At 35.4% G+C, this 17,363-nt stretch carries 10 protein-coding genes; 5 read left to right on the top strand and 5 right to left on the bottom strand.

Annotated elements, in window-relative coordinates; all coding sequences use genetic code 11:
* The first annotated feature begins 90 nt into the window (after positions 1-90).
* The 5 genes from dndB to NST38_RS05140 are packed head-to-tail and all read left to right on the top strand — an operon-like array spanning position 91 to position 6,229.
* Positions 91-1,185, top strand: a complete 1,095-nt coding sequence (gene dndB / locus NST38_RS05160; RefSeq protein WP_338020314.1) for a DNA sulfur modification protein DndB — start codon at positions 91-93, stop codon at positions 1,183-1,185.
* The gene (gene dndC / locus NST38_RS05155; protein ID WP_127547359.1) at positions 1,178-2,680 is read left to right on the top strand and encodes a DNA phosphorothioation system sulfurtransferase DndC; all 1,503 of its coding nucleotides are present in this window, start codon (positions 1,178-1,180) and stop codon (positions 2,678-2,680) included. The genes dndB and dndC overlap by 8 nt, the downstream gene beginning before the upstream one ends.
* 17 nt (positions 2,681-2,697) lie before the next feature.
* Positions 2,698-4,704 carry a DNA sulfur modification protein DndD gene (gene dndD / locus NST38_RS05150; RefSeq protein WP_341343833.1) on the top strand — a complete coding sequence of 669 codons (2,007 nt, stop codon included), beginning with the start codon at positions 2,698-2,700 and terminating at the stop codon, positions 4,702-4,704.
* Complete coding sequence (locus tag NST38_RS05145) at positions 4,701-5,078, top strand: DndE family protein (protein ID WP_341343832.1); 378 nt, start codon at positions 4,701-4,703, stop codon at positions 5,076-5,078. Before dndD ends, NST38_RS05145 begins: the two co-directional genes overlap by 4 nt.
* 17 nt (positions 5,079-5,095) lie before the next feature.
* The gene (locus tag NST38_RS05140) at positions 5,096-6,229 is read left to right on the top strand and encodes a cysteine desulfurase family protein (protein WP_341343831.1); all 1,134 of its coding nucleotides are present in this window, start codon (positions 5,096-5,098) and stop codon (positions 6,227-6,229) included.
* A gap of 53 nt (positions 6,230-6,282) precedes the next feature.
* On the opposite strand, the gene NST38_RS05135 is transcribed toward NST38_RS05140, so the two are convergent.
* From NST38_RS05135 to dptF, 5 genes are read right to left on the bottom strand one after another with little or no spacing between them, the layout of a single operon-like run.
* On the bottom strand, positions 6,283-7,596 hold the full coding sequence (locus tag NST38_RS05135) for a hypothetical protein (protein ID WP_341343830.1): 1,314 nt from the start codon (positions 7,594-7,596) through the stop codon (positions 6,283-6,285).
* 1 nt (position 7,597) lies between these two features.
* Entirely contained in the window at positions 7,598-8,929 is a 1,332-nt protein-coding gene (locus NST38_RS05130) for a DNA sulfur modification protein DndB (protein ID WP_341343829.1), read from the bottom strand.
* Between the two features lie 7 nt (positions 8,930-8,936).
* Positions 8,937-14,156, bottom strand: coding sequence for a DNA phosphorothioation-dependent restriction protein DptH (dptH, locus tag NST38_RS05125; RefSeq protein ID WP_341343828.1), 5,220 nt, complete (start codon positions 14,154-14,156; stop codon positions 8,937-8,939).
* Positions 14,137-15,525, bottom strand: a complete 1,389-nt coding sequence (gene dptG / locus NST38_RS05120) for a DNA phosphorothioation-dependent restriction protein DptG (RefSeq protein ID WP_341343827.1) — start codon at positions 15,523-15,525, stop codon at positions 14,137-14,139. The genes dptH and dptG overlap by 20 nt, the downstream gene beginning before the upstream one ends.
* 4 nt (positions 15,526-15,529) lie before the next feature.
* Positions 15,530-17,311: a DNA phosphorothioation-dependent restriction protein DptF gene (dptF, locus tag NST38_RS05115; RefSeq protein ID WP_341343826.1), complete on the bottom strand. Its 1,782-nt coding sequence runs from the start codon at positions 17,309-17,311 to the stop codon at positions 15,530-15,532.
* Between the last annotated feature and the right edge of the window lie 52 nt (positions 17,312-17,363).

Here is a 17,363-nt window from a genome sequence, read left to right as displayed (position 1 = left end):
TATGTAATTTAGACATTGAACATTTGTTCGTCTTACGATAAAATCAATATACATTCTACGTTATTACGTACGTAAAACAGGGGGATGCCTATGAACTTCAGTTATAGTTTTCCAGCGATTCGCGGGATTCAAGCTGGAAGAGATTTTTATACAGTAATGTGCCCATTGAAATTAATACCTCGGATATTCCTTTTTGATGAGGAGGAAATTCCGGCCGACCACCGTGCACAACGTTTAATGAATAAATCAAGAATTCCGGATATTACGAACTATATTCTTGAGAATCCTAAAGATTATATTTTCTCTTCGTTAACTGCATCAGTAAACGGCGAGCTAATTTTCCAGCCACAATCAGAAGAGTTTAAAGATCTTGGTTATTTGAATATTTCTTTAGATGCTCAATTTCTCATTAATGACGGTCAACATAGACGTGCAGCTATTGAAGAAGCTCTCAAAATTTCGCCTGAACTTGGTGACGAAACAATATCCGTAGTATTCTTTCATGACCTTGGACTTCTGCGCTCTCAGCAAATGTTTTCGGATTTGAATCGTCATGCAGTGAATACCACATCTTCAATCGGAATTCTATACGATCACCGTGATCAACTATCTTTGATCACTAAAAGTTTAATTAATGAAATTCCTTTATTGGAGCGATATACGGATCGTGAGAAAGTGTCGTTGTCCAAAAACTCTCCTAAATTGTTTGCTCTGAATCACATTTTCAATACGATCTGTAAACTGTTAGGTAAGCGCAAAGGTGAGTTAATCTCAGAACCGGAGAAAAAATTTGTTTCTGAGTTCTGGGCTCTACTTTGTGTTTCTATATTGGAATGGCAAGATGTACTCAATAAGCGAACCTCGCCAAGAGATCTTCGTATTGGTTCGGTTGTAGCGCATGGTGTATTTCTCGAAGCTATTGGTATAGTTGGGCACTATCTTTATCGTTATCATGCAGATCAATGGGAATTGTACGTAAAAGAACTATCCAAAATCGACTGGAGCCGCGATAATAAAGCGGATTGGTTAGGTCGTGCTTATGGACAAACCGGACGTATTAACAAGACAAATGAGACCATTCAATTGACTGCAAATCTCATAAAATTTAAATTAGGGCTCCCCTTAACAGAAGCCGAGCAGAAAATTGAAAATAAAATAAAAGAAGGTACATCTACTGATGTTTAATATATTTAATACTGGAAGCAAGTTCGTTGAAGCCAAAGAACTAGTCAAAGAAGTCTATTTAGCAGATGAGAAGCCTTGGGTCGTAGGTTTCAGTGGGGGAAAAGACTCAACGGCAGTTGTACAACTAGTCTTTCAAGCCTTATCTGAGCTAGAACCTTCTCTTCTGAAGAAAAAAGTGTACGTCATTTCATCAGATACTCAAGTAGAAACTCCTTTAATTATAGACAAAATCACGCGAACTCTTGGACGCATACAAAATAAAGCACTCGCTGTAGGTTTGCCTATTGAAACACACAAGGTACGTCCAAAAGTTGAGCAAACCTTTTGGGCCTCTATTATTGGAAAAGGTTATCCTACTCCTCGTCAAAAGTTCAGATGGTGTACGGATCGTTTGAAAATCGAGCCTGCTAACCGCTTCATTCTTGATAAAGTAGATCAGTTTGGTGAAGTGGTTATGTTACTAGGAGTTCGAGATTCCGAAAGTTCTACAAGAGCAGGAGTAATGCAGTCTCATACTATAGAAGGTTCAAATTTAATGCGTCACTCTACACTTCGAAACGCATTTGTTTTTGCTCCGATTCGCTCCTACACTCTTGATGATGTATGGGAATTTTTATTGCAGTATGAGTCACCATGGGGCGATGATAATAATGAACTGCTTCAGCTCTATCAAGATTCAAGTAGTGAATGCCCTCTCGTGGTAGACAAAGAGATAAAAGAAAGTGCAGGTTCTTGTGGAAACAGTCGTTTTGGGTGTTGGACATGTACAGTTGTTAATGAAGATAAGGCGTTAAGCGGATTTATTAATAACGGTGTAGATTGGTTACGTCCATTATATGATTTTAGAAATTTCCTTGTTCAAATACGTGAAGACCGTACGAAAAGACAAAAACATCGTATGAATGGCGAAGTCTATCTGACAACAAATTTAGGCGGAATAGATCCTGATGATTTGAGTCATCCGAGAATCTACAAATCTGAAATGAAGCATTATATTGAAGAAAATAAAATTAACCTTGCTTCTGTGGAGGAATTGGATATTTTAATCGTTGATGATGAGAATCCAGATGCTCTTCCTAAACGTTTTGGCGTCGGTCCTTTCACAATGAAAGCTCGGGAAGAAATTCTTCGAAAATTATTACAAACTCAAGAAGAAATTCGCCAAATGCATGACCCTAACGTTGAATTAATCACATTTGAAGAGCTTAAGGCGATTCGGAAATATTGGCATGACGACCTACAGTGGGAAGATCGACTTCCTCTGATCGTCGAAGAAGAAACAGGTATAGTTTACGATTGGCATCAAAATGATCGTCCTGTATTCAAAGAAGACCAAGTTACCGATCTTGAATCTCTTTGTCAAGAAGAAGGAGTCAACCTTAACCTTCTTAAAGAATTAATATCTGTTGAGAAAGAATACTCCGGTGTAAAAGTAAGAAGAGGACTATTCCAGGCATTTGATAAAACACTCAGACAAGATTTCTTACATTTATAAAGGTGGATAAATAATCAATGCACATTCAAAAACTGGCTCTCCGAAATATAGGTGCTTACTATGGAGAGCTCAATAAATTTGATTTCCGTACAACGACTAACCGTAACGTAATACTACTTGGTGGGAAAAATGGTGCTGGTAAAACGACAATACTAGAATCTTTAAGAATCGTTTTATTTGGCTCTATGGCATATGGTTTTGTTACTGAGAATGAACCTTATTATCGTAAAATTAGAACATTACTGAATCGTAAAGCAATTAATGAGAATGTGACTGACGCATTTCAGATTACTCTTGATTACAGTTCCACTGAGGATTTCGAATTACATGAATATTCATTAGTAAGAAGCTGGCGAATAAAAAATGATCGTATTCGTGAGAGTTTTGCAGTTAAACGTGATAATCAATTCTTATCTGCTCAACAAACTTCTGATTTCCAAAGTCGATTACGTGAAGAAATGCCTCCAAAATTATTTGAACTTTGCCTTTTTGATGGTGAGGATATTTCGCGTATTGTTTCTGAAGAAAAAATTCCAGAGTACTTGAAAGAGTCAGGTAAGATTCTATTTAATCTGGATCTATTCGTAAATTTGGAAAAGGATTTGAACACATACCGAATACAATATGCTCAGCAAAATGCCAGTGCAGCAGAAGAAGTTGCTCAGTATGAAAAACTCGAGATGGAGATTGATCAACTCAAAGCAACAATCGACGAAAAACAACAGCTTACAGTGCTGCATGAAGAAGAGATAAACAATCTGAATGATGCTATTAAACAAGATAAAAAGGATTTCGAAATTCACGGTGGCTTACTTCAGGAAAAAAGACAAGAAATTGTTTCTAGAATAAACGTTATTGAGAACAAACGCAAAACGAATTCAGAACATGTACGGCATTTCGTCTCATCTCTTCTTCCCTTCTTTATAGCGAGGAAACAACTCAGACAAGTATATCATCAGCTAAATGGAGAAAAACAATTTGAGTCATACGATTATGTTGCAAACTCACTAGTAGAAGAAAAGCTAGCTTCTCTTCTTAATAATGTACTTGGGCCAAGCAAAGAGGTTGATGAACGTGAAGTAACATCTGTATTTGAAGGTCTACTGAATTTAATAAAACCCGATCAAACCAAATTAATTCATCGTGCATCGTTTGAGCAGCGTAGCGAGATTCATAATTTGAATAAACAAATTCAAGCACTTAATGTAACCGAATATGTTAGCCGTTTTGATGAAAATGCTATCTTGTTAAAAGAATCTCAAGAATTAAGGACTCAATTAGAAACGAATGATCAAGCCAGCGAATTCAAAGAACTTCTGGAACGAATTGAACAGAAAACAAAACAAGCTGAGCAACACAATATGATGATGGAACAAATTGAATTTGAAATTCAAGCCCTGTCTGAAAGCTTGCATGCTAAAATACTGCAAAAAGAAAAAGTAGAAGACAAGATTCGAGAATATCATAAATCTGAAAAGTCATATGAAATGACTGAGAAATTACTAAAAGTTAGTCAACGTTTTAGAGAACGCCAATGGCGTAAAAAACTTGATGACGTTGCTAATGAAACTGTGCGTATGATTGACGTACTCTTCCGTAAGAAAGATTTCATAAAACGAATTCATATTGATCACACGACTTTCGAATTAAAGCTATATAACTTGATGAACCAAGAAATTTCAAAAGAACGTCTTTCTGCTGGTGAAAAAGAAATGCTGATGTTAACAGTAATAATAGCTATGTTTAGAGTTTCAGGTTGGAAACTGCCGTTTGTATTCGATACCCTCATGGGAAGACTTGACCAGGACCACAAAAAGTCCCTTATTCAACATTTTATCCCGCGTTGTGGAGAACAAGTCCTTATGTTCACAACCGATTCTGAAATCACGTCAGAACAGTTTCATGTGATTGAAGAGATTACGGCTCGTTCTTACACGCTAGAATATGATGCCTCTCAAGAAAGCGCAGTAATAGTAAAAGACCGCTACTTTGATATCGTTAGAGAGGCGGGACAAAATTCATGAACTTTACATTAAAAACATCCAAATATGCTAAAGAGACACTAACACAACTTCATGCCTCAACCGGTATTACTCCCAACATTTTGATCCGGTATGCAGTTGCTCTATCTCTGAGAAATAATGACTCAAGTAATCCAATTGTACCTATTACAAAAGATTTTACAGATGGTCTTGTATTGAATCGGAGCACAGTTACAGGAGAGTTTGATTACGCCTTTCGTGCAATGGTTACACAAGCCGCTGGTCGCGAATTAACAGATGAAGAATTCTTTCCTTCTTATTTTAACGCTCATCTGGAACGCGGCATACGCGCTTTGGCTTCAGAGTATAAAAGCGCAGGAAATTACGAAAAATTGATTCGTAATTTGTTAATCTAACGAAAGTAGTGATCCCAATGTTATACCTGGATAATAGCGCCACAACTAAGATCCATCCTGAGGTTTTGGAAGCAATGCTTCCCTATCTTCAAGAGGAATATGGTAATCCATCCAGTAAGTTTTATTCTCTGGCAGAGAACGCTAAAGCAGCTGTAGCCACAGCACGTGAACAAGTCGCTCAACTATTAGGATGCGATCAAGACGAGGTTGTATTTACAAGTGGTGCTACTGAAAGTAACAATATGATTATTAAAGGTGTAGCTGATTATTACAGTCCTAAAGGTAGCTCTTCTAATTATTTGCTAACTTCTTCTGCTGAGCATCCGTCTGTACTGGAAACAGTAGAATTTTTGGGTGAACGCGGGTACAAAACGAGGTTCCTTGATGTCGATACTTTTGCAAGAGTGGATCTTCAAAATGTCAAAGAAACAGTTACTCAACTCCAGCCTCTTCTTACTTCATTTATGTGGGGAAATAATGAGATTGGGTCATTGAATCCGATTGGTGAACTTTCTAAATTGTTTACAGCTAATAATTTATTCTTCCACACTGACGCAACTCAGGTTATAGGTAAAATACCAGTTAATTTGCGGAAGCATAGTGGAATTCGATTCCTCTCTATGTCAGCACACAAAATAGGCGGCCCCAAAGGAATCGGAGCCGCCATCATTCGGAAACAATCTAAAGAGATTTTCACTCGCTTAACGCCCCTACTTCACGGAGGAGGACAAGAAAACAACTATCGGAGTGGAACTCTGGCTGTACACAATATTGTTGGATTGGGAAAAGCTGCTGAGCTAGCATCACAGAAGCTAGAGGAAAACGTCAAGCGTCTAACTCAATTAGAAAACTATCTTGTTGACTTACTTAAGACTAATCTAGGTAACAAGATTGCTTTTAATAGCGACAATCACGACAAAATTCCAGGATTAATTAGCCTTCAATTTATCGGAGTAAACAATGAGTTGTTGCTGAAGAAATTATCTAACTTCATCGCACTTTCTTCCGGTTCGGCTTGCAGTTCGAGTAAACCAAGCCACGTCCTAAGTGCCGCTGGGAAAACATTGGAAGAGGTTCGTCAGACAATAAGAATTACGTTGAGTGCTGATATAGGCGAAGCTGAATTGGACTTATTTAGTGAGATTAAGTAACTCTCGTCACGAGTTAGAGATTAGTTCATGATTCTCTAACTCGTGACCTTTTATCAGTTTTGTTTAAAAATTTTATTCAAAAGTTGATCGACGTCATTTTTCATGGTGAACATTGCTCCTTCTAACTTCTTTAGTTCATATTTCTCATCATATTCACTCAATAACTTCTCTAGTTCTATGAGATTATCATCTATCTTTGACAACAACTCCTCATCACAGAAAAGTTTATTACCATATTCCTTAATTTTATTTAAAATAAAAGGGTTCATCTTAAGATGTTCTAAATCGAGGCTATCGCTGAATTCGGAGAATTTCGATAATATACCAACAATTTCGAAAAACTCCACATATGTAGCTTCATGAACTTCCAAGATATGCTGAGTTCCTCTACTGTTAAACTCCAACTTCATTCTACAGAATGAAGTTCCTAAACTCGGAAAATGAGCTATGGAAAGTTTCAACTTATCATTTCCTAACACGAATTCTTTGTCTGAATTCAATAAACTCAATAAAGTTATTTCAGTTCTTATTTTCTTCAACACTGAAGAGGCTAGATCCTCATACTTTACAAGATCACTCTTTGTCATCAAGCAATGATTGTGAGCCCAAGGATTCCTGAAATTGTAAAGCTCTCCCCACTCTTTTGCTAGATCTGAAGTGATATGTTTGTACAATTCGGAAACTTTAAGTTCTGTTTTTTTAGAATATGTTAGCTCTTTTATTTTATTCAACTCATCTAACATAGTATCTATGTCATCCCGTGTGCCACCGATCGCATTATTTGAGGTCAATACATCTTCAATAATATTCAATCTGTCGGAAATGCTAGAACTAGAAAATCGTATTCTTTCTTCCACAAAATTTTTCAAATGGACAAAATCTAAATTATCGAGTGGATTATCAATTAGATCTAAAATATTATCTCGATTAATCGTTCTATTCTTTTCATTTTCCTTATTGTGGAAATAATCTTTATACCAAGTTGCTCCTTTTGCCTTTAAGAAAATAATTTCTATTAAGGTACGAAACTCACGTTCTAATACATATACACTTTCAGAAATTTTTCTCATATAATCAATAGTTTGGTTATCATAAATAATTGAAATGTAATCACAAACAACTTTTATTTTCTCTAAATATCTTTTTTTATTTGTATCAAACTTCTTTTCTTTGTTATCTTTCGGATACATTGTAATAAATATTATATTACTATCTTTATCAAGTAGAACTTGAAGTTCTTCATTAAAATTTCCGGTCTCAAATATATCGTGTAAAGTCTTCTCACTATAGCCTGGTTTACACGAAACAACCAGACTTGTCTGAAATTCTTTATATCCCATTAAATAACTCTTCTTAGTCTTTGGCATGTCACTCTTCCTTTCTGCTCAATCTTAAAATCTCATCCATTATTGTTTGTTTAGTAGCTGCTATTTCTTTAATTGCGTTAATATTATATTCAATGAAACCCTCTTTATTTGTTATTATTTTTGTGATATATTCCTCAAATATTTGTTCGTCGTTTACATGTCCAATGGTAGATAAAGTTAAAAGTTTTCTCTCATCATAAAACGCTTCGAAGATTTTTTCCAAAATCTGCTGGATGATAAGGTTATCTCTTATCTGTTCAGAATATGGTTGGAGTAAGCTATTAAAATAAAGATAATTCCTTAATGATTTATATACATCTTTCCGGACATTCTCCACTCCTGCATATCTAATTGGCATTCTGTTAATCATTTCATTTAATGAAATTGTAATAATTCGCTTTATTTGGTCCATGAGGATTTCTTTATCCTCTACTCTTGCTTGTAATTCATCTTGACTCTCTCTTATCCTGATTGATAAGTTTTCAATTAATGCTCTTAAAGTGATTTTCTTCCTATAAAAACCTTGCTCATCTGGCTCAAGAGAATTAATTAATTCGAAATAACGAAGCCAATATTCTTCAATTATTTTATAGTATCCTACCTCTTGATAAATTAGATCCCTATCACAATCAAACCAATCTTTTAATAAAGGATATAAGATAAGATTTAATTCTCGAATACAGTCCGTCATATGTAAATATACTATTTTCTCCCTTGACTGTTTTTCATTCCATTCTATGCAATTAAGAAATATTTTATTGTTTGAGATAAACTTTAATCCCAACAGATTTTCCAATTTGGGAGCAAATCGTTCCGAGACATTGCTCTCTACATTTTTTGGCGTTTCATTAATCATATAAAAAAGATCTCTATGCTGATAATCCTCTAATCCCTCAACAATAAAAATGGGAAGTTCCATTCTATTCAGTAAATCTTTTTGCTCACTTCCTATTTCATTCATAAGTGAAATGATTGCTTTTATTCTGTGTTGCCCATCAATAACAGTAAAACTTCCCCGTTTAACTTCCAAAACATTTTGATCTTTATATGAAATTACAGCTTTGCTATTAAGTATAGTGGGCGGAAAGAATGTTGCTGGTATATCATTTAAAATATACTGTTTTATTTTATCTACTCTCCTCTCATCTATCTTTCTATTCATTGAGATATCTGATCGAATATCCACTATACTTTCCAGTTCCCTATATCTTACTTTACCAATATAACACATATGATCATTCCATTTATAAGGTACAACATCAAGCTTTACTCCCATATAATTCCCTCTCTTCATGTTCTTATTTGGAGTTGTGCTTAAGTAGCACAACTCCATGGTATTATTACAATTCCCAAAATGCCTTATCCCGCATCCAAACCGGTTGCCCTGATCCAGCCTTCACAATACTGTAATGTTTTTGAAGCGATTTAATCCGGCTCATAATATTATCCTCTTCTAACTTACTCTGAGTGCTAAACACCATTCGAATTTCCTTGGCAGACATTTCGGACACATTATGCACAATCCAGGTCAAAATGTAATTCGCATAGTCGTTATCTGATGTTGAAAAATGGCTCAAGAACTGTGTAGATAAGATTGTGCCTACACCGTACTCTCTTCCTTCTTTCAGAATCTTTTTAATCGAAGTAAAGTCTTTACTGAGGAAATTATCCGCCTCATCAACCAAGATCATTCGCGTAATTTCACGATAAGCTCCATCAATTGCACTATGTCCAAACATTTGCATTTGGTTGTAGAAGACATCGAGTGTAATGGATACTACAAGGTTTTGAATACTCTCACTGTATCCAGACAAATTAATTACCGTGATCCCATCAATCATGTCGAACAATGAGATAGTTTTGGAGGAATCCGTTTCAAAAACTTCGGTTTCATATAGCTCTTTCAGTGCCGCATACAGGGAATCAATTTTAGAATTTTCTTTGCCAGCATAAAGTTCGTATATATCACTCATAGTGGGGGCGGGTAAATTCCAAGTCATAGGATCCCCTTTTATAATGCCTTTATTGGCGTATGCCTCCATCATTAAATCCTTCAACGTAATTGCTTGAACTTGTCCAAGGTTGAAAGACCTTACAATTGTGTCTGTAAGAGAGTTACTTGTATGAAGGGGCAATAAAGGTTTTATTGGTTCTGCCATATACAAAGATAAGGGATTAAACGGCAAATGAAATAGATTATATACCTTAGCATTTGTTTTTTCAGTAAAATCAGGCTTGATATAATCACCTTTATAATCAAAAATCAAAATACCTATGGGAGTTTGATTCACGTTATCATAGCTATTACGACTTAACTGCGTAATCAATGATTTCGTGAATTGTGTTTTCCCCGTTCCCATCGTTCCAATGATTCCTGTATTGGTGTGCATAATTTTATCCGTTGAAGTAGGAAACCATTTAACCTCTTCATTCGAAGTTGCATTATGTCCAAACAAAACTTCAAGCGGCTTCATCGGTTCTTGATGATTCACAGAACTATGGTAATCTCCAGCAGGTTCTAACTCAACTGGTTGATCATCAGCTAAGTGCGTGGTAGCTGCTACTTCACCAAGTCCTGTTTCATAATGCTCACGAGTTTCAGCAACAAGTAACACCTGGTCGGTAACCTGAGTCATTCCAGACTGTTTAGAAGAATTATATAAATTACTCAGCAATTGCTCAGGGGACAAATCCCCTTGATTACTCTGTATATATTCCTTCATCTCTTCAACACTTTTGAGTATGAATTCATATCCACTCTGTTCAGGATAGTCATAGATCATCACATTATCGTTCATTTTGATATCGGTAAATACGACATCCTTCTTAAATGAGATTACTGCACCTTGACCAATATACTGATCTAACTTATCTACAATCGTATACTTATCATTAAGAAGACGTTCGCGAACATCATGGTCCGTAATTTGACTCCATGATTGTTCAGGCCACACTGAATAGAGCTTCATTTTCTCCGCACTTGCAATCGCTAGTTGAATAAAGAAATTACGATATAGTACAGCTTGAAAATTCTTCTCATCTCCTGTTAAGAACTCCATTAATAGCTGCTTGGTTTCTTTTACTTGTTTTATCGCTTTATCTTGCACGTTAGCACCGTTATATCCTATTTTGACCTCAATGGGGTAAAGGTGAACAAACATCTCTTGTTCAGAAGGTTCGACTCCAATCAATAACAGATCATCACTATAGGAACCGAATCTACCCAATTTTTTAGCGGAAAATAAACCTTCAGATTGTCTTAGGCCAGTTCCACCTGAAATTCTAAGAATTTCTTCCATTGATATTGGAATCCATATAATATCGCTATGTGCATATGCAGCAAGGGATAGTTTTACCGCAGAAAGAATACTGATTTTTTCCTTTGGAAAATAATTTTTCTGAGCTAAGAGACGAAGCAGCCAATTCCCATTAATCGCATTAAAGAAATTAATAATTGGAGGCAACACATGATCGTCTACATAAAGCCTTTGATGTCCAAGGAATTCTTTAATTAATCGCTGATATTGTTTAGATCTTCTGGTAACAGTGATCGCATCAAAACCACTAGAAGATGTATATTGATCACTGTAATGAATAACAAGCAACTCTTTTTGAGCATCACTATTCTTGAAAAAACTCAGGTCTACTTTTGGCTCAATAAAAGTAACCCAATGGGCTGAATCGTAGACTTGATCTAGTTGCTGTTTATGATCAGCAGAGATCGCAGTAACAATATTAATATCCTCTTGGTAATTATCAAGAGTTCGGGCAACTCTCAGTAAAGAATTTAATTTCGGTACCATTTTCAATAGTGGAGCTTCTTGTGTCGGATAATATCTCGTTCCGAATCCCGTTTTGTAATCTTCGTTGATGAATACAGAAGGAATACCTGAAACAAGTCCGAATAAGGAAACTCCCGTAATAATCTCTGAAGCATTGCTAGTAGCAATCTGCTCGATTTTATTCATCTGATAGAAAGTAACATGACTGTACTCGTACCGATCCGTATCCACATTTTTAGAATAAAACTTCACTTTGTCTCGGAAAACATTTAACAATTCTTCTGCGTGATATCCATCCAATTCCAATTTGAGATTGAACTGTTTGGCTATCTCTTCTGCATCTGTATATTGTGACATCTCCTCAAAAACATTGTTGATTCCTTTTTCAGCATAGATGTGAATTTCAATAGGGAGTAGATTCCCTTTTTCCAAATTATCTTTAAGTTGCTTCTTGTAGTATTCAAAAAGACCTTGAAGGATTTCCTGACAGTCTCCCATATTAATCGTATTAATTTTAAGCGGAGCTCGACGATCTAATTCAAAAAGATATCCAAAATGACCAGTAAATTCTTCGATTTTTTCTTGAACCAATTTATTCACAAAGGTTTTGGATGACTCGAATCTTGGTAAACTTTGATCCATGTAAGAAGCCCACTCATATGAATCAATCATTTCAATTGCCTTATAGAGTTTGGAAGTGAAATTAACATACGGCAATAAATTAGTAGGTCTCATGGAATGCAACAATTCATCATTTATTAACTCATCACCAACCAATTGATTTAATTGTAATTGGTACGCTAAATGAAGAGGATGTAATGGTGTATATATCCATTCTGGATTTATGTGATTTTTCTGAATCGTTCCAATCAAAACAAGATCTCTTTGGGTCTGGTTTAATGACTGTCCGTTTTGTAATTGTTCAAGCTCCTGTAAGTACACATCTATATAGTTACGAGCTAGTGCAGTATAATCTTTATCAAAATATGCTAAACTCGGGAGTAAACCGTTAGTCCTGAAGTATCGCAATAAATCGCAGTATGCCTCTTTTAAAGGTTCAGAAACTGAGATCGCTTGAGGAACCATCTCTCCTAAACTATCTTCTAGAAAAAACAAATGATTGGTTTCTAAGAGTTTTCGTTCCCTCTCTAAATTACGTTTAAATTCTCCTTGAGCATAAGTCTCCCTCGTGCCTTGCACAATCTTCATCTTTTCATTCTCTATGCGATAGGTAAAGTGTTCTTGCTTTTCACGCTTTAGCTTCCACACACTAAATCCACCAATAGGAACAGGACGTTCAACTAAATCCTGCACAGCAAATGGAATACTTGTGTGAGGAAGTTGAATATTAAAATAAATCATTTCTTCATCACTATTATTCTCATCATTACGAGATACTTCTAATTCCTGGTTCTCAGTAATCTCAAATGTGCTATGAGATTCTGTTAAATTAACTTGAGTGATTTCTGATGCATCTTTATTGAAAAACCAATGTTCCGCATCTGAATTAATTAAAATATACGAACTCTTGGATTTTGATAACGTGATGGCATAGGCCGTTTGTATCGTCTGAAGAAGCTTGGACTGTGTCTCAACCACTGTAATTCTAAATTCGTAAGCTGGAGATACCTCTGTTTTGTATTTCACACCATAAAATGTAGTTTGTCCAACTTCATGCTTTAAGTGTACACGGATCTTTTTGCCTGCTTGCTCCGTCAGTATCGAATGTTTAATTTTAGTTTCATTGATGTACTGATTTTTGATAAAATCATTAAATGTGAATTCTAACGTGATATTTTCTTTTTGGTCAGGATTGAACACGATAATGTTTCGTTTACGTTGCTTACTCTTGGTTTCGCCATCGGCTCTCTCCCAATACTCCAACCCTTCCAAAGTCATCTTCTTACCAACCTCTACATACTCTAGACCTTTTCCTTCTAATTTCTTTTGATTCGATCTTCGTACTGAACCAAAATCAACTTCCTGCCACGTTTCAGACTCCGATAAAATCTTAACCCCCTGATCATCAAAGTGCCGCTCCAGACTGACTTCAGCAGAACCATATTGATGGGCTATTTCAACGTCATTATAGAGTGAATGGTTTTCCTTCAGTCTCTCTTTAATTTCCTTAGGAGTTCTAGGCGTATTAAAAAGTTCGGCATCATAAAAAAGTCCAAAGTTTTTATATTCATGCTTTTCTAATTTCTCATTGTTAAGCACAGTAAGTATATTTTCGTAATCAAATAAGTTTACTCTTTCATGAAGTCCCTGTTGGGCTTTCATTGACTCAATTGAGAAGTTAAGAATTTGTTTCTCTTCTGAGGATAGATTGGTTTGCTTCATCATTTCTTGCAAATCTTTTTCAATTGAATCAATGTGGAAAGGCATACCTTCTTTTGCAAACGAAGTCATTCCCTGAACCAAACTATCTAAGTTTGAATTGTGGATTAAAAGCATGGCCAGATCTTCAAAAGGTTTTTCATGTGTGCCAACTTTATTCCGTAATGTTGTAAGAAAGTCTGGCGTGATCTCCTCAATATTTGATGCAATTAATACCTTGGTTTGATCATAATTTAGAGTTTGAGATTGATAAAATCCATCCTCAGTTGACATTGAGAACGGACTAACTCGATTAATGTCTTTAATTTGATTTACTAGATTTACGACTTGTTCATCACGTTCAAATTGAATATGATATTTTTCTCCTGCCTGAATATTGACCTCGCTCAAAAAACGATCTACCAGATGAGCAAGATAACTATAAAAATGCTTTGACATAAATAGCATCCCCACTATCACTTTTTTTCTCTAGCAAATTCAACTTTTCAAAATACTCAATGATGGAAACTTGAGTATCTCTATCATAAATAATTCCTCTCACTTCGAATTGTTCAAATAGTTTCTTCAATCTGATTTTAGGCTCATCTTTAATGATAACTTTAGTAAAGAATAATAAATAATCTGTATCCAGAATTAACATCTTTCCAGATCTCCCCCTAGATTTAAGGAATGTTCTCTGACAAAAATGTGTAAACCACATCTTATATTCATTGTAAGGTTTGGAGCGAAATGAATTATTAAACTGGTAGTCAATCATCTGAAATAACGTAGACAGCTTATTTAATACCGTTAGGTCATAATTGGCGGGATTTAAATTCATTTGATTCCACTTCACATCGGATAGACCCTCACCATATTGTTCGATCACCTTATCTATAGCTTCTTCAATCCTAGAGATTTCTTCATATGTACCTGAACGAAGCATTTCAGCAATCTCATGATAGGAAAGCAACTCGCCTGTTTCCTCTACTGAAATATTAAGCATCTTCAGGAAGTTCACATGAGTAAACATACGATTAATCGATCTTTCAATGTTTTTCCAACCATACTCATAACTGACTCTTGTTTTCGATAGTTTTTCTTCTTCTTCAAACGTAAAATAGATCGGCACTACACTCTTCTCATATGTGGCAAACAGTGCTTCATTTCTACGTGACAATTGAGTTACATAGAAAAAATAATAGTAAGACAGGAGTTTTTCAAATTGTTGAGTAAATAAATCCTGTTTTGTGGAGAGCCATTCAAAATCTATAGCAAATAATTCCGAAATTTCTGGTATTAACGCAGAAAATTTCTGGGATTGTGACTCCTCACTTTTCAACTCCGGTAAAGCTTTGAATATCAACGAACTCATCAAGTCATCTGTTTGATGCTCGTCTTTATTAATCTCCCATGCAGCTCTCCCATTCCACAGAACTGCATAAAGAAATTCAGCCAGCTTTCTGTTCTCGTTTTCAACGGTATTGATGTAATAAAGGGTCAGCGGATGGAATAAAAAGAGTTGGTTGTTCTCGTCAATGAATAACGTTTTAATCATCTGCTTGAATTCATTCTTTTGATTTATATCTTTAAACTCAATTGACTTTAGTACAGTTTCGATTAATTGTTCTGGGTTAGTTTCTGAGGATATTTTCTTTTGTCCAACCAGACGCAAAAACTCACTTACTACTTCCTTAAGATTAAATTGAACTTCTTTAAATTTTGTATTATAAGGTAGGATTTCAACAGGTATTTTGGGATTATGCCTAATAGAAGAATTAAATTTAAACTTATCTATGATGGTTTCTAAATGAAACTTATACTCCATATTTTCACATCTCCGTATATGAATATTGGTCGAATAAATCATCGTAAGTCAGTCTATACCGCTGGGACTTACCAAACTTTTTGCTTTCAAAAATAAGCTCGTTTTTGTCATTTCCTCTACTACTCAGCTGGTCTATAAATTCAACAAACTTGATGTATTGAAACTTGTCCTTCTTATTGGGTCGATAACCGTTCTTGATCCGAATCAGCAATGAATATAATGAATAATCAATATCGATCTCGACTGGATTTCCCCCTTTGGGTCTAAAGGCGATTGTTAACATTGGCAAAAACTTCATCAATATCTCTTCTACCCTTGGTTCAACTCGCTCAAGTGCTGGTTCAATTTCGAGTTTTTGTAAAGCGTAATATTGTGTCTGTGGTTGTCCGATTTGAACATAAATAAGCCCGCCATGTCCCTCACCATTCCATTTATAAATGGCATCTCGAACGTCTTCTCTGTAAAGTTTGGATAGCTTACTCCAAGTTCTTTTATTCCAATAAAATAAGTACTGCATATATTGATCATAGACCCGATCTTTAAATGAATCGTGTTGTTCTCTAGGTATTAAATAATATAGGTATACAAACAACTTAACTAATTCATTTCGAAAAGAATTATTCTTTTTGTCTTCCTCTTTCCACGGGGAGTGTGGAACAAGAGATTTTGCAAAATACGATGTTCTATTAACGTCGATAAATTGACTAAACAAATACGCACCGTCTTTTTTAGATTTAAAATCTATTAAGTGCTCGTCGAGTAACTCAGTTCGGTATTGTGTTGGATTAATATGATTTATGGCTTGATGTATGGCAGATGCATCCTCACGGTCAAATAGCTGAAAAGGAAGTAGACATGACGTATAAGATTGAAAATCTTGATTTTTGATTACCTGCATCAACTTCTCATGCTCTATGTTATCCATCGAAGCGGGAACAATGATATTGTAAATAAAATCGAGAAGAGCACGAGTCGAAATAATGAGCTTTTCTTTAACCATCGCTTGAATCAATAAATCAATAATCTTGTCTTGAATATCCTCATACTGTAATAACTCATAATTCTGAACAATAGGATTCTTTAAAGTCAATTCAGGATATTCAGCCTTCTCTCTGAGATAAGCCTTATAGAACGGATTATATTCAGTATTCTGAGTAATTCTTTGTAAAATCCCTCTAATGTAACTAGAACGGGGGCCATTTTCTGTTAACTCATACATATGATAATCACTAAAATTCACATATTTGAAAATGTGATCATCCTGAGACACTTCTTCTGTAATCACAGCTTCCATAATCCTCTTTGCATGTACAAACTCTCTGAGCCGAGTGAACTCTTTTCCTTCTTCTGCATCAATAAAATTATTTAGAGCGCCAAGATTAATGGCTAAAACAATAGTTATATTCCCACTCTTACCAATCTCTTGATCTGAAAACGGCTTTAGTACCTTAGCCAACGTTTCAATTGAAGTTTTCCGAGGAGAGAAACTCTCCGTTGCATCATTATGTAAATAAAATCGTTCTGGATCAGCTAAGAAATCATACTTATCTTTTAAGTAAGATAAGATATGTGACTTACCATCGCCCACTCCGCCACACACCAATATTAACTGTGGTTCATTTGTTTGATTGGCTTTTAAAATATAGTTTTCAAGTTCCTTTTCCATTGGTCTTTGAACATGCATATATTTTTTAAATTCACTGAATCCCTCAAGATTCTCTACAGCTTCCTTCGAAGACTGCTTACAACGCTTAAGAACATCAATGAAATGAGTATTTGTAGACATGCCCCATCCTCCAAAACACATTTTTATAAATCTTCACAAAAAAAAGACATAG

This window comes from Paenibacillus sp. FSL H8-0104, assembly GCF_038050215.1.
Lineage (GTDB): Bacteria > Bacillota > Bacilli > Paenibacillales > Paenibacillaceae > Paenibacillus > Paenibacillus amylolyticus.
The sequence above is the reverse complement of the archived record's forward strand: the minus strand, read 5'-3'. Positions and strand labels throughout refer to the sequence as shown.